Here is a 24,815-nt window from a genome sequence, read left to right as displayed (position 1 = left end):
GGTGCCGTCCGTCCGCCGGGGCGGGCGGCACCGGCGCGTCACCAGCGCGCGACGACCAGCTCGTGGATCGCGGTGAGCAGTTCGTCGTCGCGCTCCGCGTGCGCGGTCACCGTGACGGCGGCGCGGCGCGCGGGGCTGACGACCACGTACTGACCGTAGCGGCCGTCCAGCCGGTAGGTGTCGCCCCGGTCGATCCAGACGCCCAGCCCGTACCCGTGGGTGTACGGCTCGCCGTACGTGACGGCGCTCGTGTCGACCCGCTCCCCCGCCATCCGCCGCACGTACTGCGCGGGCAACACCTGCCGGCCGTGCCACCGGCCCTCCTGCACCAGCAGCCGGGCGAAGCGTGCGAGTTCCCCGGTACGCAGGAAGAGGTCGCTCTCCGCGAGGGGATGGCCCAGCGGGCACGTGTGCCAGGGCGGGTCGTGCAGGTCCAGCGGCGCGAACAGGCGCGGCAGCAGGAACGAGCGCAGGTCCGCACCGGTGACCCGGGCGATCACCCGACCGAGGGCGTACGGGCCCGAGCCCGTGTACGCGAAGCGGGTCCCCGGCGCGGCGGCGAGCGGCGCGGCGACGATCTCGTGGAGCAGGTCGGCGGCGGCGATCCGCTCGTGGGCGAACCAGCGGTGGCTGGTGCCGCTGGTCATCGTCAGGAGCTGTCGCAGGGTCACGGCCTCGAACCCGTCGGCGGCGATCGGCCGCAGCTCGGGCAGATGGTCCAGGAGGCGGTCGTCGAGACTCAGCCGGCCCTCCGCCTCGGCCAGCCCCACCGCCACCGACGTGAACGTCTTGGCGACCGAGTACAGGTTCACCCGGTCGTCGGAGCGGAAGCGGTGCTCCAGGGGCGGGTGGCCCTCACGGTGGACGTGGATGCCGTACGTGCCCAGCGCCCGGTCACGATCCGCCCGCACGAAGTCTTCGAGAAGGTCGGCGCTCACGGGCGAACGGTACGCGAGGTCGGACGGTGGCGGCGGCCACGAGGTGACCGGCCGCACCCGGCGGCGCAGGGTGCGAACGCGCTCAGTCCCACCTGTCCTGGTTGAGGAAGCGGGCGAAGCCGCGCCACGAGTTGGGCCCCATGACCCCGTCGATCGGGCCGGTGTAGCCGTGGCCGGACGCGAGGCGCTGCACGGCGCGCCAGGTGTTCGGGCCGGGCTGGCCGTCGATCGGTCCGGTGTAGCCGTAGGCCCGCATGGCCCGCTGGAGGGCGGCGTAGGTGTTCGGCCCGGGCGCGCCGTCGATGGGGCCGGTGTATCCGGCGGTGAGCCGCAGCCAGTTCTGCATGCGCTGGTAGAAGACGGTGCCGGGGATGCCGTCCTGCTCGGTGGAGGTCTTGGGCAGTCGCCCCGGGGCGGGGTTCTGCCCGATGTAGGCCAGCGGGTTGATGCGTACGCCTGCGGGGTTGATCATGTGCCAGTGGACGTGCGGTCCGGTGGACGAGCCCGAGCCCGGCGCGCCGGCCGCGCCGCCGGAGAGACCGACGACGGTGCCGCTGGACACGGCCGCGCCGTTGCCGAGCAGGAACTGCGACAGGTGCATGTACTGGCTGCGGTACCCGTCCGCGTGCTGGATGGTGACCGTGTGCCCACCCGTGCCGTTGTACGGGATGTTCTGGATGGTGCCCGCGCCGCAGGCGGGCAGGCGGGTGCCGACCGGCATGCCGAAGTCGACGCCGCCGAGCGATCCCCGGTTCAGGTGCTCCTGCCAGGTGCCGGTGACGGGGTAGCCGGAGAAGGGGTTGTAGATGGCCGGCGCGGCGTACGCACGGCCGGGAACGGCCAGCCCGGCCAGGGCGCCCGCGCCGAGGGCGACGCCGAGCAGCACCGCGCGGCGGTCGACACCGGCGGCCGCCGGGCTGTCGCCGCAGCATCCGGGTTGGTCGAGATGGTCCATCGCGTGCTCCCTGCTGATCGGTACGCCGGTGGGGCCAGTGACGATACATAGTCACAAATAAATCTGTCGACCGCCCGCTGCGTCACGGCGCCGGGTCACGGGCGACGTGCCGTCCGGCGCCACAGCCGCACCACCGGGCCGCTCAGCCGCCCGGGCAGCGGTTGTCACCGCCGCTGTGCTCCTGGCAGGTCGTCGGCGCCGGGACGGACGCGGCCGGCGGCCTGAGGGTGCGCACGGCATCCACGACCGCCGGCGTCAGAGCCACCGCGACCACGACGGCCAGGAACAGGTAGACGAGCCCGGTGCGGCGGTACCGGCAGCCGAACGCCACCAGCGCGATGACGGCCGGCCCGCCCGCTGCCGTCGCCGCCAGGAACAGCAGCGCCCGGGCGGAGCGCCGCCCGATCTCCGCCGCCCGCCCGTCACCGTTCGAGTGGTGGTCGGCCCACCCTTCCATGCCGATGGTGAACAACCACCACAGCAACGCCAGGCACGCCCCCACCCAGACCACCGTCAGGAGCACGACGGCGTACCGGGACCGGGCGGCGGGTGTCGACGAGGTCATGCCGTACAGCCTGGCGGGGCCGGGGCCGCGGGACGTGAGCCCGCGTACTCACCGCGCGGGCGGCACACCCGGGCGCACGCGCGGGGGCCGGGTCGGCGGTGCCCACGCGTCCGACGGCGGTCGTGGCGGGGGAGAGGGCCGCCGCCGGCGAGGAGGGCGGCCCGCCGGTGCGGTCGCGACGGCGACCGCACCGGCGGGCCGGGCCCCGTCACCGACGGGCCGGGTGGAGAGGTCCGCTCACCACCCGCGGCACTGGCCGGAGGTCGGGCCGCTGACCGTGTTGGCCACCCCGCCGTCCACCGGTGGCGGCTGGTTGCCGACGCACCGCAGCGGCCCGTCGATCCGGTTGCCGGACAACACCACAGGCGTGTCGCCGGTGCGGCTGTCGACCACGCTGACCGGCCCGGTCACCCGCGTACCGCTGATCAGCACCGAACCGGTGACGCCGGTGACCGACAGCGGGCCGTCGATCCTGCTGCCCGTCAACTCCACCACCGTGGCCCCGGTGGCGGTCACCGGGCCGCTGACGCTGGCGTCGAGCGCGACCAGGCCCGCGCCCTTCGCGACGTTGACCGGCCCGAACACCGTGGCGCCCGGCGCGAGGCAGGTCACCCCACCGTTGACCGGCAGCGGACCCCGGCGCTCACCGTTGACGACCCGGGCGCAGGTCTGGTCGGTGACCTCGAGCGTCACGGGCAACGTCGTCAGCGGGTTGGACGGGTCGTCGCTGGTGACGCAGAGCTGGGCCCGGTAGGTACCGGCGGCCAGCCCGGTGCTGTCCATCGAGAGCGTCACCTCGGTGGACCGGCCGGCACCGGTGCCGGCCGACGTGCGGGACGCCGTCAGCCACGGCACCTCGTCGGGCGTCACGCACGGCTGCAGGTCGGGCAGCCGGACGTGGGTGATGAACCGGGCGGCGCCCTTGTCGTTCTCGACCTCGACCAGGCGGCCGGAGCGGTCGATCTCGTGGACCCCCTTGGAGCTGGTGGTCAGGATGTTGCCGTTACCGAGCGGGTGGACGCCCTGGTATCCGCTCCCGCCGGGCGGCGTGTAGACGCCGATCAGCTTGCCGTCGCGGTCCATCTCCCAGACTCCCGGGGTCGAGCCGCTGCCCCAGCTCGCCGCGAGCACGTTGCCGTTCGGCAGCTCCACGAGCTGGCCGGGCCAGCTCAGCCCCTGGAAGAAGCGGGCGTTGGCGGCGGAGCCGTCCTTCTTGAAGCTGTGGATGGCGTCACTGTCGCTGGCCGAGACGAGCACGTCGTCGCCGCGGAACAGGATGCCCCACGGTCCCTTCAGCCCGTCGGCCCCCGGCTCGATGAACGTACCCAGGAACTTCCCGTCGGCGTCGAACTCGACCACCGAGTTGGCGTTCGCCTGGGAGGCGACCGTCACCAGCACGGTGCCGCGCGGCGAGAGCGCGATGCCCCGGGTGTTGCCCATGACCGTCGGATCTCCCTGACCGGCGGCGGGGGCGAAGACGCGCCGGAAGCTGCCGTCCAGGCCGTGCTCGGTGACCACCGAGTTGACCTGGTCGGACATGAGGAAGCCGCTGCCGTCCGGCTTGGCGACGACCTGGAACGGCGTGTAGAGGTTGCTGGTCGGGTCGAACTTGAAGTGCGGGATGAACTGCGGGTCGATCTGCTTGCCGGTCTGCGGATCGAACGCCATCACCCCACGGGTGGCGCTGCCCGAGTTGGGGATCAGCAGGACACCCTTCCGCAGGAGCTGGATCCGCTCGTCGCTCGGGCCGGCGTCCGGGTCGTCCAGCCGCCAGTCCAGCACGCCGTGCCCGGCGTTGCGTACCGCGAACTTCTGGCTGGTGACCAGCCCGGCCGGCTGCCGCGCGGAGAGCGACTTCGATGCCACCTCGATCTTCGGCACCGGCACCACGGTCAGTTCCAGCGCGATCGTCGTCGTCGGCTGGTCCTGGTCGTTGCTGGCCAGGCACAGGTCGGCCCGGAACACGCCGCCGTCGTCCAGGCCGGTCGAGTCGAGCGTGATCTGGATGTCCTGACTCTTGAACGCGCCCAGGGTGCCCTGCGCCGGGGTCACCTTGACCCAGGTCGGCCAGGCGCAGTCGTCGCCGTCGCCGGTCGCCCGCCAGGTGAGTTCGGCGCCGCCGGCGTTGCCCACCTTGACGGTGTGGCTCTCGTTCTGCGCCACATCCATGCTGGAGCTCAGCGCGGTCTTGTCGACCGTCAGGTCCGGAGCCGCGGGAAGGACGGCGACCGGGAGGTGGGCCTGGGCGATCGGCTGCCCGTCCGGCGCGTGCCGGGCGTCGGTGCTCAGGTCGATCGCGCCGAAGAGCCAGTTCTTGCGGGCGGTCCCGGTGACGTCCACGGTGATGGTCAGCGCCTGGCTGGCGCCGGGCGCCAGGGTGAACCGCGTCGGGGCGACCGTGATGCGCGCCCCGGACGGGGCCCCCGGCGCCACCTGGTAGGTCGCGGCCACCGTGGCCACGCTGGACACCGTCCGGGTGAAGGTGCAGACCTTGAGGCAGTGGTGCTCGACGACGGCCGGCAGGTTCAGCGTCTGCGGGTCGCCCCCGGCGTCGGGGTTGGCCGCGACGAAGTTCGCGGCGGTCTCGTCGAGCACGAGGCCCGTCCGGGCGGCCTGGGCCAGGTTGATCCGGCCGGAGCCGATGTCGAACGCGTCGGCCGGCGTGCGGCCGTCCTCCTTGACCACCCCGTCGCGGTCCGCGGTGACCGCCAGCGCGGACCGGATCCGCGTCGGCGACCAGTCGGGGTGCAGCGCCGCCAGCAGCGCGCCGGCGCCGGCGACGTGCGGCGACGACATGGACGTGCCCTGCATGAAGGCGTACGTGGCCGGGTTGTCCTTCGCCGCCATGGTGGCGGCGAGGATGTTGCGGCCCGGGGCGGCCACGGTGGGCGCCAGCATGTCGAACTTGCTGGGTCCGCGCGAGCTGAAGTCGGCCACGACGTCGGTCCAGTCGCCGTTGCGCAGCACCTCGCTGCCGGGGTCGACGCGCACGGTGACGGGGCCGTCGGTGGCGGCCGCGTGGTCGCGCAGCCGCTGCCCGTCGACGAGGGAGACCATCACGGCGGGGATGGTGGTCCCGGCGAGCGCGCCCATCGTGATCGGCGGGCCGCTGTACTGGTTGTGCACGACCACGCCGGTCGCGCCGGCGGCGGTGGCGTTCTTGACCTTCACGGAGAAGTCGCAGCCGCCCCGGGGCAGCAGGGCGACCTTGCCGCTGAACGCCGCTGCCGGGAACGGCACGCAGGCCTGCACGTTGTTCGCGTCGACGGCGCCGGAGTACCGGATCCCACCCTCGATCGGCGGGTTCGGCGAGTTCTCCCCGATGACGGCGGCGATGCCGGTGAGCGCCGCCGGGACGGGCGCCGGGCCCGTCACGTCGAGCCGGTGGGCGATGACCCGCTCGTGGCTGACCGCGGCGACGGACATGTTCCACGGCGCGGTCTTCGCGACGGTGCTGGCGCCCGGGCCGCTGTTGCCGGCGGAGGCGGCGACGAAGATGCCGGCCGAGTACGCCTCCAGGAACGCCTGGTCGACGAGGTCCTTCCAGGGGTCGTCGCGACCGGAGATCGAGTAGTTGAGGACGTCCACGCCGTCGGCGATCGCCTGGTCCACGGCGGCGATCGTCGCCGAGGAGAGGCAGCCGATGGCCATGCAGACCTTGTAGGAGATGACGTTGGCCCGCGGCGCGACCCCGGAGACCGTGACCTTGTGCGTGCTGGTGCCGACGGTCATGGTCGCCTCGTGCCGGTTGCCGGCGGCGGTCGAGGCGGTGTGGCTGCCGTGGCCGTTGTCGTCCCGGGCGTCGGTGCCGACCATCGACCAGGCGCCGATCAGCTTGTCGTTGCAGATCGCCTTGTGCTGGGGATGGGTCGGGGCGCAGACGCCGGTGTACGTGCCCGCGCCGTACGGGTTGGTGTGCCGGTAGCCGTCGCCGTCCACCGCCGCGAACGACGGGTGCTCGGGGTTGATGCCCGAGTCGAGGATCCCGACGATGGCACCCTCGCCACGGGTGCCGACGTTCTCCGCCGTCCTGCCCTCCCACACCGCGGGCGACCGGATCAGCGCGTTGCTGGTGTCGGTCGTCAGCTCCAGGACCTCGTCGGGTACGACGGCGCTGACCCCCGGCAGGCCGGACAGGTGCGCCGCCTCGTCCGCGCTGACCTCGACCGCCAGGCCGTTGACCACGTTGCGGTAGGTGTGGGCGACCCGCACGGAGCGGCCCAGGATCGCCTCCATCTCGTCCACCAGCGTGTCCTGCTGCCGCGCCAGCTCCTGCGCGTAGGAGGTGCTCGCCGCGGACCGGGTGTCGATCCCGCCGGTGCGTGCCGGCCTCGCCGGCGAGGCGGCCACCACCGACGGCTTGTCCATCTTCACCAGCCAGAGCCCGCTCCTGGGCTGCGCCTTCGTCGACGCCGGGCGGGCAGACGCCCCGGCTGGCGTGTCGCCCGCCGGCAGCGGTGCCGCCACGGCCGGGGCGGGGGCCACGGCGAGCAGCATGGTGCCTGCCGCCACCGCCGCGACCAGACGGGCCGGTGTCCGCCGACGGGAGGGGAACCTTCTTGGAAAGGGGGACTGTGCCACGGTGAGCTCCTAAGTCACTGAGCGGCGCGATCGGTGCTGTCTCGCTGCCTCGCCAGAGCCGGGGAGTGCTCGGTGCGGCTGGGTGCGATCGTGTGAAACCTAGGTGATCACGCAGGCCGAGGCAATGGCGTCCGTCCATCCGCGCACCTCACCGGAGGCGCGGGGGAACACCCCGTCCGCCGGGCCCGCGGGACAGGTCCTCACCGTCGGGTCAGTTCGGACAGCCAGCTCTCCAGGGCCGCCGGGGAGCGGAACAGCAGCACCGGCGGCCCGGTCGGATCGGCCTGCCAGGCGCGCATCCGCCGCCGGGCCCGGCCGAACGCGGTGACGTGCCACACCAGGATCGAGTCGCTCGACAGCACGCTGCGCAGCGTCTCCCGGTTGCCGTTGCAGACCTCCTCGCCGCTGACCAGCCGGCCGGCGGTGCGTCGCAGCAGCCGCCAGAAGGAGAGCCAGCGCGGATAGTCCAGGCCGACGACCAGGTCGGCGCGCGCCAGCACCACGTCGCGCCAGCCGTGGTACGCCCCGTCGAGGATCCAGCGGTCGCGTCGGCAGACCGCCTCGATCCGGCTGTGCTGCTCGGCGACCGGCACCTCCACCCAGCCGGGCTGCCACAGCAGGTCGTCGACCGGGTGCCACGGCAGCCCGAGCCGCTCGGCCAGCCGCGCCGCCAGGGTGGACTTGCCGGCGCCGTAGACCCCGTAGACGAGGATGCGGGCCGGTGCGGTCATCGCGGCAGCGTACGCCGCCGGCACCGGGGCGACCACCCGACCGGAGCCCGGCGCGACGTCCACCCGTGGTGGGACCGGGGCGCACGGCCCGGCGGGCCGCGACCGGCCGCCACGCCCCGGGTCATACACTCGGCCCCCTGGTCACGGGCCCGGGCGCAGCTCACGGCGGACCGGCACGGAAGGGACTGCTGGTGAGGCGACGAGGCGACGTGACCCGACGACGGCGGGTCGTGGCGGGGGCGGTCGCCGTCCTCGCCGCCACCGCGGCTCCCGGTGCTGCCGTGGCCCAGCCGTCACCGGCTCCGGTCGCGGGAACGCCGGTCTGCGAGGTGCGCGGCGGCCGGCTGAGCGAGATCTCCGGGATGGTCGCCACGGACGACGGATACGTCATGGTCAACGACGGCGCGGAGGACGAGGCCCGCCGCCGGATCTTCTTCCTGGACGACCGGTGCTCCGTCGTGCGCACCGTGTCCTTTCCGTCGCGCCCCCGCGACACCGAGGACCTCGCCGTGGGCGCGGACGGCACCGTCTGGGTGGCGGACACGGGCGACAACGACCGCTCCCGGCAGACGATCGCCGTGTGGAAGCTCCCGCCCGGCGCCGACCGGCCGGTGCTGCACCGCATGGCGTACCCGGACGGCCCGCACGACGCCGAGGCCATGCTCGTGACCGGCGACGGCCGGCCGGTGGTCGTGACCAAGTACTCCGCCACCCTGTACGCCCCGGATGCCGCCCCGCGTCCGGGCACGACGGCGCCCCTGGTGAAGGTGGGGCAGGTCCGGCTGCCGGCCTCCACGACGAGCAACCCGTACGGGATGCTCGGTCGCACGGCGGTCACGGGCGCCGCCACCGCACCGGACGGGCGCCGGGTGGTCCTGCGCACCTACGCCGACGCGTACGAGTTCGACGTCGCCGACGGTGACGTGGTCGCCGCGTTGACCGGCGGGACGCCCCGGATCGTCGCGCTGCCCGACGAGCCGCAGGGCGAGTCGGTCACCTACAGCCGCGACGGCCGGTCCCTGCTCACCGTGTCCGAGACCGCCGACCAGCCGCCCGGGACGACGCCCACGGTCCTGCGCTACCCGCTGCCCGCGTCCCCCGCGTCGCCCACGTCGCCCGCCGCGCCCGAAGCGACGGCCCGCGCCGCGGGCGACGGGACCGGCCCCTCCGGCGCCGTGCGGACCTACCTCGTGGCGGCCGGCGCGCTCGGGCTGGTGCTGATCGCCGTGGGGCTGGTCGCGCTGGGCCGCGCCCGACGTTCCCGGACGCGCTGACCGGGGGCACGGCGAGCCACGGCGCGCTGATCCGCGCGCGGGCTCCGGGGTCGTACCCGCCGTCCCGGCTCCCGGGTTCCGGGGTCGTACCCGCCGTCGCGGCTCCCGGGAACGCGCCGGGTCAGGCACCGTCCCCGTCGGACGGGCCCGCCGTGTGCAGGCCGGTGAACAGGGCGGCCAGCAGGTCGGCGCGCGCACCGAGTCCGGCGGCCGAGACCCACTCGTGCCGGGCGTGCGCGCCCCCGCCGGGCGGGGCCAGCCCGTCGACGGTGGGGCGGCCGAGCGCGCCCGTCGTGTTGGTGTCGGCGGCGCCGTCGGCCGGGCGCCCGTCGAGGCGTTGGCCGAGGCCGGCGGCGACGGTCACGATCCGCTCCAGCAGACGCGCCCCCGCCTCGTCCGGCCGCCAGGTGGGCCGGTGCGACAGCAGCCGGGTGGCGAGCCGGGCGCGCTCGCGCACCGGACGCAGCGACCGCAGAGCGGTGAGGACCGCGTCCTCGTGCTCGGGGTCGCTGAAGCGCAGGCCGAGGTCGCCGTACGCCTCGCCGGCGACCACGTTGGTGCGCCCCCCGCCGGCGACGGTGCCGGTGTTGAGCAGGACCGGCCGGCCCGCGACGAGCGCGCGGACCCGCACGAGCTGGTCGACGAGCTCGTCGATGGCGTTGACCCCGGCGTCGGGGTCGAGCGCGGCGTGCGCCTCGGCGCCGGTGACCTCGATGCGGACCCGGGTGCTGCCGCGCCGGCCGGTCTTGAGGTCACCGCCGGGGTGCGGCGGTTCCAGGCCGAGCACCGCGCGGGCCCGGCCCGCCTCGGCCCGGACCAGCCCGGTGGCCGTGGGCGAGCCGATCTCCTCGTCGGCGACGACGAGGACCCTGATCTCGGGGTGCGGGGCGCCCTCCCGTACGACGCGCGTCGCCGCCGCGAGCAGGGCGACGATCCCGGCCTTGGTGTCGTAGACGCCCGGGCCACGGACTTCGTCACCGTCGACGGACCAGGGCATGTCGGACAGCGTGCCGACCGGCCAGACGGTGTCGTAGTGGGTCAGCAGCAGCACCGGGTCGCCCGCCACCCCTCGCGCCGGAAGGGTCCAGACCAGGTGGTCGCCGCTCGGGTGCGGCTCGCGGGCGGTGTCGAAGCCGGCGCGGGCGGCGTCCGCGTCGAGCACGTCGGCCAGCGCGGCCAGCGCCCGCCGGTCACCGGTCGGCGACTCGTGCAGCGTGTAACGGTGCAGCGCGGCGAGCGCGGCGTCTGACTCCGACGAAGATGACGACACATACGAACACTAAGATCGCACGCACGCCTTGTCAAAGGGCATGGATGGCGGCAGCATGTCGGTCATACGATCGCTATCTTGTCAGGAGGGTGCGTGATGGCCGATGCCACCCGTGGGATCGTGGCGCGTGACCTCGCCGGGCTCGCCGAGCGGACGGCGGCATCGGCGCTCTACCGGAGCGTGTTCGGCTACGAGGGCCCCGAGCACGCCGTCAGCCCCCGCCTGCTGGCCGCGCTGGGCGAGAACGCCGGGAGCGCGGTCGGCGCGTTCGACGAGGACGGCTCCCTCGTCGGCTTCTGCTACGGCTTCACGGCCGTCGAGCACGGGGAGCTCTACCACTACTCGCAGGCCGCCGTCGTGGACGGGCGGGCGCAGGGGCGCGGAGTCGGCCGCCTGCTCAAGCACGCCCAGGCCGATGCCGCCCTGCGCGCGGGCGCGCGCACGATGCGCTGGACCTTCGACCCGTACGCGCTGCGCAACGCCCACTTCAACCTGAACGTGCTGGGCGCCGTCGGCATCCGGTTCCTGCCCGACTTCTACGACGACGGCGGCAGCGATCGGATCCTGGTGCGGTGGGACCTGCACCGTCGCGGGAGCGGCACCCGCCCACCGGGGCGCCCGGTCGTGGACGCGCCCGCCGACGACCGTACCGCCGCGGGGGGAGCCGACGAGCGGACCCGGCTGCGACTGGCGCTGGCCGACCGGTTCGTCCAGGGCGGACGGCTCGTCGGCGTCGCGCGGCGAACGGACGCCCCCGACCGCGTCAGCTACCTGTTCGCGCAGGACGAGGCATGACCACGACGAGATCGACGCCCTCGGAGCGCTTCGACCGCAACGTCCAGCGCAGGTCGGCGCAGCTGCTCAAGCAGCGGGTCCTGGAACAGCAACGCGCCGAGTTCGCCAACGCGCTCGGGTGGGCCGCCGAGCAGGACGCGATCGAGCGGGCCGCCGCGCTCATCGTGTCGGCCCGGCGACGCTACCTGCTCGGCCACGGCAAGTCGCTGAGCTTCGCGTCCCTGCTCGCCGCCGACCTCAGCGCCGGGCTCTCCGGCGTCCACCTCGTCGACGGCGCGGCGTTGCGCTCCCTCGACGTGCTCAGCGACATCCGCCAGGGCGACCTGCTCGTGGCCGTCTGCATGGCACGCTACCGGCGTGAGACGGTCGACACCGCCTCGGCCTACGTCCGCCACGGCGGTCAACTGGTCCTCGTCACCGACGCCGAGGACGCGCCGCTGGCCGACAGCGCGACCGTCCGCATCGTGATCGGCACCGACAGCGCCTCCTACGCCAACTCCCCCACCTCCGTGGTGCTCGCGCTGCACCTGCTCGCCACCCTGACCATCGCCAGTTCGAAGGGGGCCGGCCGCCGCCTGCGCGAGCGCGACGCCCTCGCCGCCGAACTCGACCTCTACGCGGAGGAACCGTGACCAGTCACAGGCGGATCGAGGTGGTGGAGCTGCGCCGGGTCCGGCTGCCGCTCGTGCACCGGTTCCAGACCAGCTCCCACGCCAAGCGCGAGCTGGAGCACGTCCTGGTCACGCTCACCGACACCGACGGCGCCGTGGGGTGGGGCGAGATCGCGTCGCCGAGCGGCCCGTTCTACTGCGCCGAGACCGTCGAGAGCTGCTGGGCGGTCGCCCGTGACCACCTCGCCCCGATGGTCCTGCGGACCGACTGGGAGCACCCCGCGGAACTTGCCGCGACGCTCGCCCGGGTCCGGGGCAACCACTTCGCCCGCGCCGGTTTCGACGTCGCCGCCTGGGCACTGTGGTCGGCCGCCGGTGGCACCTCCCTCGCGCACGCGCTGGGCGGCACGCGCGGCAGCGTGGAGGCCGGCGTGTCCCTGGGGATCGAACCCACCGTCGACGACCTCCTCGCGCAGGTGCGGCTGCGCGTGGACGAGGGCTACCGCAGGATCAAGCTCAAGATCGCGCCCGGCTGGGACGTCGCCCCGGTGCGGGCCGTACGCGCGGCACATCCGGACGTGCCGCTGCACGTCGACGCCAACGGCGCCTACGAGGACGTCCCCGAGCACCGGGCCGTCCTGGAGACGCTCGACGGCCTGGGCCTGCTGATGATCGAGCAGCCGTTCGCGCCGCGGGCTCTCGTCGCGCACGCCGCCCTCCAGGAGCGGATCGGCACCCCCGTCTGCCTCGACGAGTCCGTCGAGGAGGTGGACGACCTCGTCACCGCGCTGCGCCTGGGCGCCCTGCGGGTCCTCAACGTCAAGGTCTCGCGGATGGGCGGCCTGACCCACGCCGTACGGGCCCACGACCTCGCGCGCGAGCACGGTGTCCCGGTCTGGTGCGGCGGCATGCACGAGTTCGGCATCGGGCGGGCCGCCAACGTCGCGCTGAGCGCACTGCCCGGCTTCACGCTGCCCTCGGACGTCTCCGGCTCCGACAAGTACTACGCCCGCGACGTCACCACCCGCCCGATCGTGAGCACCGACGGGCTCGTCGAGGTGCCCGGCGTGCCCGGCCTCGGCTGGGACGCCGACCTGTCGTACGTCGAGGAGAGGACCACCGACCGGCTCGTGCTGCGCGCGGACGGCGCGGCGTGACGGGCCCGTCGCGGCTGCCGCCGGCGGGCCGGCACGTCGGCCGGCGGTGCGCGCCTTCCCCACGGCACCAGGCCCGGGTCCGCGCGCCGGGTCGGCGACGCCACCGGAGGCGACCGCCCGGGTAGCCTGACGGCCACCATGGACGGTCACCGATTCGCCGCGTCCCGGCTCCTGCCGCCGCCCGGTCTGCCCCGGGCGATCGCCTACCAGTCCGCCATGGTCGCCGTGGGCAGCGGCACCTTCCTCACCGGAAGCATCGTCTTCTTCACCGAGGTCCTCGGGCTCAGCCCGGTGCAGATCGGGGTCGGCTTCTCGATCGCGGGGCTCGCCGGGGTGCTCACCTCGCTGCCGCTGGGCGCGCTGGCCGACCGCATCGGCGGGCAGCGCTCCTGGGCCCTCGGCGCCCTCGGTTCGGCGCTGACCTTCGCGGTCTATCCCCTCGTGACGTCCTTCGCGGGCTTCGTGGTGCTGATGGTGGTGGCCGCCGCCACCGACTCGTTCGCCAACGCCGGGCGCACCATCTACACCGCCGACGCCATGCCGGCCGGGAACCGGGTCCGGACGATGGCGTACGCGCGCTCGTACCTCAACGCCGGGTTCACCCTCGGCACCGGGCTCGGCGCCCTGGCGTTGGCGTTCGACTCCGTCGCCGCGCTCGTCGCCATGGTGCTGCTCAACTCCGCGTTGTCACTGCTCAACGCCGCCCTCGTGACCCGGCTCCCGGCCGCGCCGGTGGTGCGCCACGACCGGGCGGCCACCGCCTCGCGGTGGGCGGTGCTGAAGGACCTGCCCTACGTCACCACGGCCGTACTCCTGGCCGTCATGATGTTCCACTCGGTGATCCTCGTCGAGATCCTGCCGCTCTGGGCGATCACCCACACCGACGCCCCGAAACCGCTGCTCGGCGCGATGCTGGCCCTCAACACGGTGCTGGTGATCACGTTGCAGGTGCCGGCCGCGCGCGGCGCCGACTCGCTGCCGGGTGCGGCCCGCCTGATCCGCCGGGGCGCGCTGGTCACCGCGCTCGCCTGCCCGGTGGCCGCCCTCGCGGGCCGGACCGGCGGCGGGTGGACCGTCGTCGTGCTCCTCGCCGTCGTGGTGCTGGTGACGACCACCGAGCTGTGGTTCTCGGCGGCGCTCTGGTTCTTCCAGACCAACGTGCCGCCCGCCGCGTCGCGCGGGGTGTACCTCGGCACGGCACAGACGATCAGCTCGGCGGCGGACGTCTTCGCGCCGGTCGGGCTCACCCTCCTCGCGATCCAGACCGGCGGCTGGGGCTGGTGGGTCGTCGCGGCGATCTTCGTGGGCTGCGCGTTGGCCGCCGGCCCGGCCGTCGGCTGGGTCGCCCGGACGTCGCGGATCGACGCCGGCACCGACGCGACGCCGCCACCGTCCACACCGGACTCCGAGGCGTCCGTACGGCCCACCTCCGCCTGACGTCGGAAGATCGACCGATCCTTGACACGGCATCGACGCGGCTGAAATCCTTCCCGGCGAAGGGGGTCCGATGAGCGCAGACGACGACGACACCCGGACGTATGCCGTGGTCGTGAACGACGAGGAACAGTTCTCGATCTGGTGGGACGACCGGGAACTGCCCGCCGGCTGGCGGCGCGAAGGCACCACCGGGACACGCGGCGAGTGCCTCGCCCGGATCGACGAGGTGTGGACGGACATGCGGCCGCTGTCGTTGCGGCGCTGGATGGACGAGCACGCCGCCACCGGCTGACGCCGCACCGGACGAGGGCGCATGAACGACAGTCTCCAGCGGTATCCGGCCCTCGCCGTGCAACGCGGGATGGTGCTGCAGACCCTCCGACAGCCCGACGCCGGGGTGGACGTCCAGCAGGTCACGATCAGGTGGGACGGTCCGCCGGACCGGGAGGCGTTCACCGCCGCCTGGCAGGCCGCGACCCGGCGGCACGCGGTGCTGCGTACGGCCTTCGAGGTCGACGGCGACCACGGCGTGGCGCAGGTCGTCCGGTCCACGGTGACGCCGGACCTGCGGTGGCGGGAGACGACGCTCGACGAGTTCCTCCCCACCGACCGGTACGAGCCCCTCGACGTCGGCCGGGCGCCCCTGCTCCGGGTCACCACGCTGGGCGACCACCACGTCGTCGTCACCTTCCACCACGCGATCCTCGACGGCCGCTCCACCCGGATGCTGCTCGACGAGGTCCTCGCCGACTACGCCGCGCGCCGCGCCGACCGGACGCCGCAGCCGCCGCGCCGACCGCCGTTCGCGGACTTCGTGCACTGGTGGGGCACCCGCGACCCGGGCACCGGCGACGCGTTCTGGAAGGGCCACCTCGCCGACGCCCCGGCGCCCCGGGCGCTGCCGGGCCGCCTCGACGCGGACCCCGCCGCGCGCGGCGTGCCGGCCTCGCACGAACTCGCCCTGCACCGCGCCGACTCCGACCGGCTGCGCGCCGTCGCCGCCGAGGTCGGTGTCGGCGTCAGCGCCGTGGTCCACGCGGCCTGGGCGCTGCTGCGCGGCGGCTACGGCGGCGTCGACGACGTGACCTTCGCGGTCACCAGGTCCGTCCGGTACGACAGCGTCCCGAACGCCGAGGAGATCCTCGGGCTGCTGCTCAACACGGTGCCGCTGCGGATCCGCCTGGATCCACGGTGGACCGTGCGACGGTTCCTCGCGGACGTGGCGGAGCGGATACGTCGGCTGCGCGAGTACCAGCTCACGCCGCTGCACACCATCCTCGAGCAGTCGGGCCTGACACCCGACACGCCACTGCTGGACAGCCTCGTGGTCTTCGAGCGGCAACGGCTGGCCACCGCCCTGGCCGAGGGCGGACCGGAGGTGGCCCGGCGCTCGGCGCGCGTGCACCGCATGCCCGGCTATCCACTGACGGTGCACGCCTTCGACGAACCGGAGCTGCGCCTCGGCGTGACGTGGGACGACACCCGGCTGTTGGCCGCCTCGGCGCGGCGGATCCTCGCGCAGCTGCACGACACCGTGCGCGAGCTGGCGCAGCGCCCCGACGCGCACCTGGCCGACCTGGATCTCGGCGCCGCCGGGGAGGCGCCGCTGCGCGCCGCCTGGAACGACACCCGGCGGTCCTATCCCCGCGACGCCTCCGTGACCGAGGTCTTCGCGGCCCGCGTCGCCGACGACCCCGACGCCACCGCGCTGCTCCTCGACGACCGCACCGTCTCGTACGCGCAACTGGACCGGGCAGCCGACCGGCTGGCCTGGACCCTGCGCGGGCACGGGGTGAGCGGGGAAACTCCCGTCGCCGTGCTGCTCCCCCGGGGCGAACCGCTGATCCGGGCCCTGTTGGGCGTGCTCAAGGCCGGCGGGGCATACCTGCCCGTGGACGCGGCCGGCCCGCCCGCCCGGATCGCGGGCCTCCTCGCCGCCAGCGGCACCCGCCTGCTGCTGACCACCCCCGGGATCGCCGCCGACCTGCCCGACCTGGGCCCGGTCCGGGTGCTGGACGTCGACGCGCCGGCCGGTCGACGCGCGCCGGCCGGAGCACCGCCGGGGCGGGCCCACCCCTCGCAGCTCGCCTGCGTCCTGCACACCTCCGGTTCGACCGGGGCGCCCAAGCGGGTCGGGATCACCCACCGGGGCGTGGTGCGGCTGGTGACCGGGCCGGACTTCGCGACCCTCGGCCCGGGCGAGCGGGTGCTCCAGTTCGCCCCGACCGCGTTCGACGCGTCCACCTGGGAGATCTGGGGGGCGCTGCTGACCGGCGCCACGGCGGTGGTCGCGCCCCCGGACCCGGTGGACCTCACCCGGCTGACCGCGCTGATCCGCGACGGCGGGGTCACCGTCGCCTTCCTCACCGCCGGGCTCTTCCGGCAACTCGCCGAGGAGGACGTCACGGCGTTGGCGGCCGTGCGGCAGTTGCTCACCGGCGGTGACGTGGCCGACCCGGGCGCGGTCCGCGCCGTGCTGGCCGCGCGCGGCGGGCTGCCGCTGGTCAACGCGTACGGGCCGACCGAGAACACCACGCTGACCAGTTGCCACCTGATGAACGGCGCAGGGCCGGTGGGTGAGCGGGTGCCGATCGGCCGTCCCGTGCCGCAGAGCACCGTGCACGTGCTCGACGACAGCGGCCGGCCGGTGCCGGTCGGCGTGGCCGGTGAGCTGTACACCGGCGGCGACGGGCTGGCCCGCGGCTACCTCGGCGACCCGGCGGCCACCGCCCGGGCGTTCGTACCGGATCCGCAGGTGCCCGGCGCGCGCCTCTACCGCACCGGTGACGTCGTCCGCTGGCGCGCGGACGGGGTGCTGGAGTTCCTCGGCCGCCGCGACGACCAGGTGAAGATCCGGGGTTTCCGGGTCGAGCCGGGCGAGGTGGAGGCGGTGCTCCGGGCGCACCCCGGGGTCGCGGCGGCGGCGGTGGGCGTACGGGGCGACGGGTCCGAGCGGCACCTGGTCGGCTACGTCACGCCGACCGGCGCGGCGGTCCCGAGCGCGGCGAGCTTGCGCGACCACGTCGCCGCCCGGCTGCCGGCCCACCTCGTGCCGGCCGCGTTCGCCGTCCTCGACCGGCTGCCGCTGACCGCGTACGGCAAGCTCGACCGGGCGGCGCTGCCGGCCCCCGGGCGCGCCGGGACGGATCCGGACGTCGCCGGGCCCGCCACGCCGACCGAGCACCGGTTGGCGGGGCTCTGGTCCCGGCTGCTGCCCGGCGGGCGCCCGAGCGCGAGCATCGGCCGCGAGAACAGCTTCTTCACCCTCGGTGGCAACTCGCTGTCGGCCACCCGGCTGATGTTCCGGATCCGCGAGGCGTTCGGCGTGCAGCTCGGCGTGGGCCCGTTCTACCGGGCGCCGACCCTGGCCGCGACGGCAGCGGCGATCGACGCGGCGACCGGATCGGCACCGGGCGTCCCGGCGCAGGCCGGGCCGGCACTGCGCCGCCGCGACCGGGTGCCGCACCGCGGCGGTCGGGACCGGCCCGCGCACCTGGCCCGGCTGACCGACGGATGGGCCCTGTGGCGGACCGTCTGCCTGCGGGGCGCGGGCCTCCCGGTCGACCTGCTGGACCCGCTCGGCGACGCGGAACTCGCCGCCGCCGCCGACCGGGTGGTGGCGGCCCGGGTCGACGGGGACCCGGCCGGCGTCGCCCGCGCCGAGGCGGCGTACGCGGCCGCGTACCCGCAGGCGGTCGGCCGGCTCACCGTGGCGCTGCACGCGGTGGCGGCCCACCCCCGCTTCCGCGAGGCGGTGGCCTGGCAGAACCCGCATGCGCTGCGCACCGGCGTCGACGCGCTGCTGCGCCGGGGCCCCGGCAACCCGACCCGCAACACCAAGCACCGTCAGCACGAGGCGCTGGTCACCAGCTACCTGCAGCGCTACTGCGCCAAGAACGACACCATCGGGTTCTTCGGACCGGTCGGCTGGGCCCGGATCGAGCCGGGCCCCGACGTACGGGTCGACCCCGCGGACCCACCGGCGCTGCTCGCCGGGCGGACGGTCTACCTCGAGGGGTGGGCGGTCGCGGCGGTGCTGGCGCCGTACGCGCCGCGGTTGCGACCGTGGCTCGTACCCCGGCTCATGCCCTTCCTGGACCTGACCGGGACGACGCTGCGGGTGCCGCTCGCCGCTCCGGTGGCGCTGACCGACGCCGAGGCGGCGGTGCTGCGCGCCTGCGACGGGGTCCGCGACGCGACCGAGGTCGCCGGGGCCGTGCTGGCCGACCCGGCGTCGGGGCTGCGCTCGACGCGGGAGGTGCACGAGGTGCTGGAGGCGTTGGCCGCGGCCCACCGGATCGCGTGGCAGCCGGAGGTGGCGCCGCACGACACCCGGCCGGAGGAGACCGCGCGGGCCCGGCTGGCCCGGGTCACCGACGCGGCCGTACGCGGGCCCGCGCTGGCCGCCCTCGACGAGCTCTGCGCCGCCCGGGACGCGCTCGCCGCGTGCGCCGGCGACCCGGACGGGCTGACCACCGCGATGGCCGGTCTGGAGGCCACGTTCACCCGGCTGGCCGGCGTCCCGGCGACCCGGCGCGCCGGCACGATGTACGCCGGGCGCACCCCCGTCTACGAGGAGTGCCTGCGGGCGGGCACGGTCGGCCTCGGGGAGGCGAGCCTCGACGGGATCCGCGACGCGCTCGGCCTGGTGCTGGAGAGCGCGCGCTGGTTCACCGCCGCCGGCGCGACGCTCTACCAGCGCCTCTGCACCGACATCTACCGGCGTCGGGCCGCCGAGCTGGGCACCGACGTCGTCCCGCTGGCCGACTTCTGGCTGCTGGCCGGCGAGGCGCTGTTCCACCCGCCGCAGCGGCTGACCGCCCTGCTCACCGCCGCGCTGCACCGGCGCTGGGCCGACGTGCTGACGCTGCCGGCGGACCGGCGCCGGATCCGGCTCACGGCGGCGGAGCTGGCCCCGGCGGTGGCCGCCGCCTTCCCGTCGGGGCGGCCCGGCTGGCCGACCGCGCGGCAGCACAGCCCGGACCTGATGCGGGCCGGCGACGAGTGGGTCCTGGGTGAGCTGCACCCGGGCGTCAACACCCTGCGGTACGCCACCTGGGTCGCCTACCACCCGGAGGCGGACGCCCTGCGCGCCGCGCTCGCCCGGGACGTGGGCGCCGGGGCGGTCTATCCCGCCGAGACCGGCCAGGAGGGCGGCGTGCCGACCAGGCAGAGCAACGCGCTGACCGGACCGGACGACGTCCGGCTGGTGTTCGCGCACGACTCGTTCGGGCACGACCCGCGCCGGAGCCTGCGCGTCGGCGAGTGCGACCTGGTCGAGGTGGCCGGCGGGCTGCGGGTACGGTCGCGCGACGGGCGCTTCGACACGGACCTGACGCACGTCCTCGGCGACGTGCTCGGCGCCGGGCTGTCCCAGCTCTTCCGCATCCTGCCCCCGGCGGCGCACCAGCCCCGGATCACCATCGACTCCCTCGTGGTCAGCCGCGAGGCGTGGACCTTCACCGCCGCCGACCTGGCCTTCGCCGACACCCGCGACGAGGCGCTGCGGTTCCGGCAGGCGCGCGCCTGGGCCGGCGCCCACGGCCTGCCGCGCCACGTGTTCCTGCGCTGCGCGGGCGAGCGGAAACCGGTCCACGCCGACCTGAGCAGCCTCGCCTCGATCGACCTGGTCTCCCGCTCGGTACGCCGGGCCCGCCGGCACGCCGGCGACGACGCCACGGTCGGCGTGGTGGAGATGCTGCCCGCGCCGGACCAGCTCTGGCTCACCGGGCCCGACGGCCGGTACACCGCCGAGCTGCGGGTCGTCGCGGTCGACGGACGGGGGCGCTGAGATGGAGGTCTTCGAGTTTCCGGCATCGGCCGCGCAACGGCGGATGTGGCTGCTCGACCAGCTCGACCCGGGCCAGCCGACCTACCACGTCGGCTGGGCGGTGTGGCTGGACGGCCCGCTGGACACGTCGGCGCTCGACGGGGCCTGGGCGGCGGCGGTCGCGCGGCACGAGATCCTGCGCACCACCTTCCGGGCCAACGGCGGGCGGCCGATCCAGGTGGTCGAGGACGACGCCCGCGCGGGCGCCATCGAGATCGTGGCGCTGGACCGGCTGCCCGAGGCGGACCGGGAGGCGGCGGCCCGGGCCGCGCTGCGGGAGCACGCCCGCGCCCCGCTGCCGCTGGAGCGCGGTCCGCTGGCCCGGGTCACGTTGCTGCGTCTCGCCCCGCAGCGGCACGTCCTGGCGCTGGTGGCGCACCACGCGATCGTCGACGGCTGGTCGGTCCGGCTGCTCCTCGACGAGCTCTCCGCCGACTACGAGGCGCTGCGCGCCGGCCGGCCGCCCGTCTCGGTCGAGCCGCCCCTGCAGTACGCGGACTTCGCCCTCTGGGAGCGGGAGCACGCCGACGCGGGCGGGCACGCCGAGGCGGAACGCTTCTGGCCGGCCGAGCTGGCCGGGGCCCCGCCGGAGGTGCCGCTCCCGGTCGACCGCCCGTACCCCGACCGGCTGTCGCCGGCCGCCGCCGAGGTGGCCGTGCCGGTCGACGGAGAGCTGGCCGGGGCGCTGCGCCGCCTGGCCGGGGCGCGGGGCAGCACCCTCTTCACCGTCCTGCTGACCGCGTACGCGGCTCTGCTGTCGCGGCTCAGCGGCGCGGACGAGGTGCTCGTCGGGGTGCCCGTGGCCGGGCGTACCCGGATCGAGACCGAGCCGATGCTCGGCCTGTTCGCCAACACCGTCGCGATCCGGGCGGCGCTGCACGGCGACCCGACGCTCGCCGAACTGCTCGACCGGCTGCACGCCGCCACCGCGCGCGCCCAGGCCCACCAGGACCTGCCGTTCGCCCGGGTGGTCGAGCTGTGCCGCCCGCAGCGGCAGCCGTCGCGGGCGCCGCTGGTGCAGGTGATGTGCACGGTCGAGGAGGCCCTGGCGCCGCTCGAGCGGGGGGCGCTGCGCTGGCGGCCGGAGCTGGTACCCACCGGCACCGGCAAGTTCGAGCTGGAGCTGGCCGCTGTCGCCGGCCCCGACGAGCTGACGGTGCGCCTGCGGTACCTCACCGACCTCTTCACCCCGGCCAGCGCGGGCCGCTTCGCCGACGCCCTGGGCGCGGTCCTGACCGCGCTGGCGACCGCCCCGCAGACCCGGGTCTGCGACGTGGACCTCCTCTCCCCCGCCACGGCGGACCTCGTCACCCGGGTGTGGCCGGCGGCCCGGCCCGGATCGGTCCCGCCGTCGGACGACACCGCGGCGGCGCTGGTGACCGGGATCGACGCCGGCGACCGGGTGGTGATCACCGGCGACGACGCGACCCTGACCGGCACCGGGGTGCGCGAACTCGCCGCCCGGATCGCCACCGGGCTGCGCGGGCTCGGCGTACGGGTCCAGGAGACCGTGGGCATCGTCCTGCCCCGGGGAGCCCGACTGCTCCCGGCGCTGCTGGGCGTCTGGTGGGTCGGGGCGGCGTACCTGCCGCTCGACCCGACCCACCCGCCGGGGCGGCTGCGCGGGATGCTCGCCGACGCCGGGGTGCGGGTGGTCGTCACCGACAGCGGCGCCGTCCCCGCGCCGCTGCTGGCCGAGCTGGCCGCGTCGGTGACCCTGCTCGACCTGGCCGCACCGGAGCCGGCCGGTGCGGGGGCGGAGCTTGCGGTGGCGCCACCGTGCGCGGTGCCGGCGACAGCGGCGGCGTACGTGCTGTTCACCTCGGGGTCCACCGGCCGGCCGAAGGCGGTCACCGTCACCCAGGGCGCGGTCGCGCACCTGCTGCACGCGTTCCGCGGGATGGTCCCGCTGGGGCCGGCCGACCGGGTGCTCTCGGTGAGCCCGTTCGCGTTCGACATCGCCCTGCTCGACCTGCTCCTGCCGCTGCTGTGCGGGGCGCCGGTGGTGGTCGCCGGCGAGGACGACGTGATCGACGGCAACCGGCTGCGGCGGCTGCTCACCACGACCGGGGCGACGATGCTGCAGGCGACGCCGACGACCTGGCGGATGCTGGTCGCCGCCGGCGGGGTGCCGGCGGGGGTGCGGCTGCGCCTCAGCGGCGGGGAGGCGCTGCCCCGGGCCCTCGCCGACGCCCTGGCGGAGCCGGGCACGTGCCTGTGGAACCTCTACGGCCCGACCGAGACGACCGTCTACTCGACCGGGGCCGAGGTCGAGCCGGGGTCGGCGCCCCCGGACCTGGGCCCGGCCCTCACCGGCAGCCGGGTCTACGTGCTGGACCGGTGGCTGCGGCCGGTGCCGCCGGGCGTGGTGGGCGAGGTCTGCATCGGCGGCGCGGGGGTCGGCCGGGGCTACGTCGGCGCGCCCGGCTGGACCGCCGAGCGGTTCGTGCCCGACCCGTTCGCCCCCGGCGGCCGGCTCTACCGCAGCGGGGACCTGGGCCGGTGGCTGCCCAACGGCCGGATCGAGCCGCTGGGGCGGGCCGACCGGCAGGTGAAGGTGCGGGGGTTCCGGGTCGAGACGGCGGAGGTCGAGGCGGTGCTGCGCGGCCACCCGCAGGTCCGTGACGCGGTCGTGACGACCGTGTCCGACGTGGAACACGACGGCGTGCGGCTGGTCGGCTACGTGGTCACCGACCCGTCCGCGACCGGCCCGCCGCCGGGGCTGACCGGGTACGCGCGCCGGTTCCTGCCCGCGCACATGGTGCCGGCGGTCCTCGTGGCGCTGCCCGAGGTGCCCCGGACCTCGCGCGGCAAGCTGGACCTGCGCGCCCTGCCCCCACCCGACAGGGGTGCCGGCTCCGGCGAGGCGCCGGTCGCCCCGCGTACCCCGATGGAGCGGGAGCTGGCGGGGTTGGTGGCCGACCTGCTGGGCCTGTCCGGCCCGGTCGGCATCGCCGACAACTTCTTCGTCCTCGGCGGGCACTCCGTGAAGGCCACCCAGCTCATGGCCCGGATCTGGACGGCGTACGGGGTGGACCTTCCGGTGCGGACGCTCTTCGACGACCCGACCGTGGCCGGGCTGGCCGCGGCGGTCACCGCGGCGGGGGCCGCCGCGCACGCGAAGGTCGCCGGCGTCGCGACGACGGAGACCGGCGGCGGGGGATATCTCGACACGCTGACCGACGACGACGTCGACGACCTGCTCGCCGGCATGGACCGGCCGTCGAGGTGGGACGGGTGAGCGTCGCGCCGCAGCCGCCGGCCTGGTTGGCGGCGGTGCTCGCCGCGCTCGCCGAGGGCCACGACCCCGCCACGCCGCCGGCCTGGTGGCGACGGGTGGACGGCGAACTCGACCGGCTCGCCGGCCGGGTGCCGTTCCGGGTGGTGTACGACTGGCACGCGCGCGTGCTCGCCTCGGCATCCGGCAGCGACGCCGGCCGGAGGGTGGGCGACCTGCACCGACGGGCGCTGGCCGGCGACCGGGTCGGGGCCGACGAGTGGCGCGCCGCGCTCCGGCCCGCCCTGCGCGAGCTGTACCGGGCGGCCTACCCGTACGCCGAGGCCCGGGCGGTCGCGTACGCCAACGCCGAGGTCTACGCGACCGCCAACGGCTACGGCCCCGACGAGGTGGCCGGGTTCGCCGCGCACTACGCCGACCTGAGCACCGGGGCCAACGCCGAGGCGTTCGCCGACGCCAACGCCATCGCGAACGCCGACGCGCTGGCGGGCGCCCTGGCGCGGGCCGACGAAACGGCGTACGCCGGGACGTACCCGGCCGCCCTGGTGCGCGCGTACGCCCTGGCGGCGGCGCACCGGGCCGGCGCGGCGGGCGCGCCGCGCGTGCTGTGGACGGCGTACGGGCGGCTCGCCGACGCGCTGGCCGAAAGTCTGAGTCGCGTGTCGGACTGAGGTCACCGGAGCGGTCCGTCGGTCCCTGGTATCGGCCTGTCGAGTCGTCTACTGTGGATCCACTTCGGCCGATGTCAGGTGGCGCAGTCAGGTGGCGCGGCGGCCGGCGCGCGATCGAGGGGGCACACTTGCCGGACGACGAACCGACCCGCGTCCCGGCCCCCGGTCGCGTCCCGCCGGCACGGACGTCGGCCGAGGTGGAGCGCCTGCCGGACCGGTCCGGCCCGCTGCCGCTCTCCTTCGCGCAACGGCGGTTGTGGTTCCTGGAGCGACTCGGCCGCGTCGGCCACGCCTACCACATGCCGCTGGCCCTCCAACTCGACGGCCGGCTCGACCGGGACGCGCTGCGCTCGGCGCTGGACGCCCTGGTGGACCGGCACGAGGTCCTGCGCACCCGCATCGTCGCCGACGGCGCCGAGGCCGCCCAACGCATCGACCCGCCGGGGGTCGGGTTCCCGCTCCGCGTCGAGGACCTGACCGGGCAGGTCGATGCCGCCGCCGCCCTGGCGCGGCTCCAGCAGGAGGAGAGCACCGCTCCGTTCGACCTGGCGGCCGGCCCGCTGTTCCGGGGCCGCCTGGTCGCCCTCGCCCCCGACCGGCACGTGCTGCTGCTGACGATGCACCACATCGTCTCGGACGGGTGGTCGCTGGGGATCCTGACCCGCGAGCTGGGGGTGCTCTACGCCGCGCACCACCACGGCCACCCCGACCCGCTGCCACCCCTGCCCGTGCAGTACGCCGACTACGCCGCCTGGCAACGCC

The 24,815-nt window shown here is 75.5% G+C and carries 16 protein-coding genes; 10 read left to right on the top strand and 6 right to left on the bottom strand.

Annotated features, from left to right (window positions below):
- Window positions 1-38 precede the first annotated feature (38 nt).
- From V6U77_RS24715 to V6U77_RS24695, 5 genes are all read right to left on the bottom strand, one after another.
- Entirely contained in the window at window positions 39-938 is a 900-nt protein-coding gene (locus V6U77_RS24715) for a serine hydrolase domain-containing protein (protein ID WP_334609064.1), read from the bottom strand.
- An 82-nt stretch (window positions 939-1,020) separates the two neighbouring features.
- Window positions 1,021-1,893, bottom strand: coding sequence for a peptidoglycan DD-metalloendopeptidase family protein (locus tag V6U77_RS24710; protein ID WP_334609063.1), 873 nt, complete (start codon window positions 1,891-1,893; stop codon window positions 1,021-1,023).
- A 142-nt stretch (window positions 1,894-2,035) separates the two neighbouring features.
- Window positions 2,036-2,458, bottom strand: a complete 423-nt coding sequence (locus tag V6U77_RS24705) for a hypothetical protein (RefSeq protein ID WP_334609062.1) — start codon at window positions 2,456-2,458, stop codon at window positions 2,036-2,038.
- A 237-nt stretch (window positions 2,459-2,695) separates the two neighbouring features.
- On the bottom strand, window positions 2,696-6,970 hold the full coding sequence (locus tag V6U77_RS24700; protein ID WP_334609061.1) for a S8 family serine peptidase: 4,275 nt from the start codon (window positions 6,968-6,970) through the stop codon (window positions 2,696-2,698).
- 269 nt (window positions 6,971-7,239) lie between these two features.
- Window positions 7,240-7,770, bottom strand: a complete 531-nt coding sequence (locus V6U77_RS24695; protein WP_334609060.1) for an adenylate kinase — start codon at window positions 7,768-7,770, stop codon at window positions 7,240-7,242.
- Window positions 7,771-7,979: 209 nt separating this feature from the next.
- On the opposite strand from V6U77_RS24695, the gene V6U77_RS24690 reads away from it, so the two are divergent.
- Window positions 7,980-9,044, top strand: coding sequence for a hypothetical protein (locus tag V6U77_RS24690; RefSeq protein ID WP_334609059.1), 1,065 nt, complete (start codon window positions 7,980-7,982; stop codon window positions 9,042-9,044).
- Between the two features lie 121 nt (window positions 9,045-9,165).
- Here the strand turns inward: V6U77_RS24690 and V6U77_RS24685 are convergent, their stop codons facing one another.
- Complete coding sequence (locus V6U77_RS24685; protein WP_334609058.1) at window positions 9,166-10,314, bottom strand: M20/M25/M40 family metallo-hydrolase; 1,149 nt, start codon at window positions 10,312-10,314, stop codon at window positions 9,166-9,168.
- 96 nt (window positions 10,315-10,410) lie between these two features.
- Between V6U77_RS24685 and V6U77_RS24680 the strand changes: the two genes are divergently transcribed.
- From V6U77_RS24680 to V6U77_RS24640, 9 genes are all read left to right on the top strand, one after another.
- Entirely contained in the window at window positions 10,411-11,109 is a 699-nt protein-coding gene (locus V6U77_RS24680; RefSeq protein WP_334609057.1) for a GNAT family N-acetyltransferase, read from the top strand.
- Window positions 11,106-11,741, top strand: a complete 636-nt coding sequence (locus V6U77_RS24675) for a MurR/RpiR family transcriptional regulator (RefSeq protein WP_334609056.1) — start codon at window positions 11,106-11,108, stop codon at window positions 11,739-11,741. The genes V6U77_RS24680 and V6U77_RS24675 overlap by 4 nt, the downstream gene beginning before the upstream one ends.
- Window positions 11,738-12,877: an o-succinylbenzoate synthase gene (menC, locus tag V6U77_RS24670; RefSeq protein WP_334609055.1), complete on the top strand. Its 1,140-nt coding sequence runs from the start codon at window positions 11,738-11,740 to the stop codon at window positions 12,875-12,877. The genes V6U77_RS24675 and menC overlap by 4 nt, the downstream gene beginning before the upstream one ends.
- Before the next feature lie 138 nt (window positions 12,878-13,015).
- Window positions 13,016-14,314: an MFS transporter gene (locus tag V6U77_RS24665; RefSeq protein WP_334609054.1), complete on the top strand. Its 1,299-nt coding sequence runs from the start codon at window positions 13,016-13,018 to the stop codon at window positions 14,312-14,314.
- 70 nt (window positions 14,315-14,384) lie between these two features.
- The gene (locus V6U77_RS24660) at window positions 14,385-14,606 is read left to right on the top strand and encodes an MbtH family protein (protein WP_334609053.1); all 222 of its coding nucleotides are present in this window, start codon (window positions 14,385-14,387) and stop codon (window positions 14,604-14,606) included.
- A 21-nt stretch (window positions 14,607-14,627) separates the two neighbouring features.
- Entirely contained in the window at window positions 14,628-20,105 is a 5,478-nt protein-coding gene (locus V6U77_RS24655) for a non-ribosomal peptide synthetase (RefSeq protein ID WP_334609052.1), read from the top strand.
- A gap of 1 nt (window position 20,106) precedes the next feature.
- A complete protein-coding gene (locus V6U77_RS24650) occupies window positions 20,107-23,385 on the top strand; it encodes a non-ribosomal peptide synthetase (protein ID WP_334609051.1) in 3,279 nt (1,092 codons plus the stop codon).
- Complete coding sequence (locus V6U77_RS24645) at window positions 23,382-24,053, top strand: hypothetical protein (RefSeq protein ID WP_334609050.1); 672 nt, start codon at window positions 23,382-23,384, stop codon at window positions 24,051-24,053. Before V6U77_RS24650 ends, V6U77_RS24645 begins: the two co-directional genes overlap by 4 nt.
- A gap of 128 nt (window positions 24,054-24,181) precedes the next feature.
- A partial coding sequence (locus V6U77_RS24640; RefSeq protein ID WP_334609049.1) for a condensation domain-containing protein occupies window positions 24,182-24,815 on the top strand: 634 nt, incomplete at its 3' end.

The sequence above is a fragment of the Micromonospora sp. CPCC 205546 genome (genome assembly GCF_036902715.1).
Taxonomy (GTDB): Bacteria; Actinomycetota; Actinomycetes; order Mycobacteriales; family Micromonosporaceae; genus Micromonospora.
This window is presented reverse-complemented; position numbering and strand designations above follow the sequence as displayed.

Bases quoted from the DNA above. Each gene is read 5' to 3' on its own strand.
- V6U77_RS24710 (WP_334609063.1), bottom strand. From the start codon at position 1,893: ATGGACCATCTCGACCAACCCGGATGCTGCGGCGACAGCCCGGCGGCC.
- V6U77_RS24705 (WP_334609062.1), bottom strand. From the start codon at position 2,458: ATGACCTCGTCGACACCCGCCGCCCGGTCCCGGTACGCCGTCGTGCTC.
- V6U77_RS24695 (WP_334609060.1), bottom strand. From the start codon at position 7,770: ATGACCGCACCGGCCCGCATCCTCGTCTACGGGGTCTACGGCGCCGGC.
- V6U77_RS24680 (WP_334609057.1), top strand. From the start codon at position 10,411: ATGGCCGATGCCACCCGTGGGATCGTGGCGCGTGACCTCGCCGGGCTC.
- V6U77_RS24675 (WP_334609056.1), top strand. From the start codon at position 11,106: ATGACCACGACGAGATCGACGCCCTCGGAGCGCTTCGACCGCAACGTC.
- V6U77_RS24665 (WP_334609054.1), top strand. From the start codon at position 13,016: ATGGACGGTCACCGATTCGCCGCGTCCCGGCTCCTGCCGCCGCCCGGT.
- V6U77_RS24660 (WP_334609053.1), top strand. From the start codon at position 14,385: ATGAGCGCAGACGACGACGACACCCGGACGTATGCCGTGGTCGTGAAC.
- V6U77_RS24655 (WP_334609052.1), top strand. From the start codon at position 14,628: ATGAACGACAGTCTCCAGCGGTATCCGGCCCTCGCCGTGCAACGCGGG.
- V6U77_RS24650 (WP_334609051.1), top strand. From the start codon at position 20,107: ATGGAGGTCTTCGAGTTTCCGGCATCGGCCGCGCAACGGCGGATGTGG.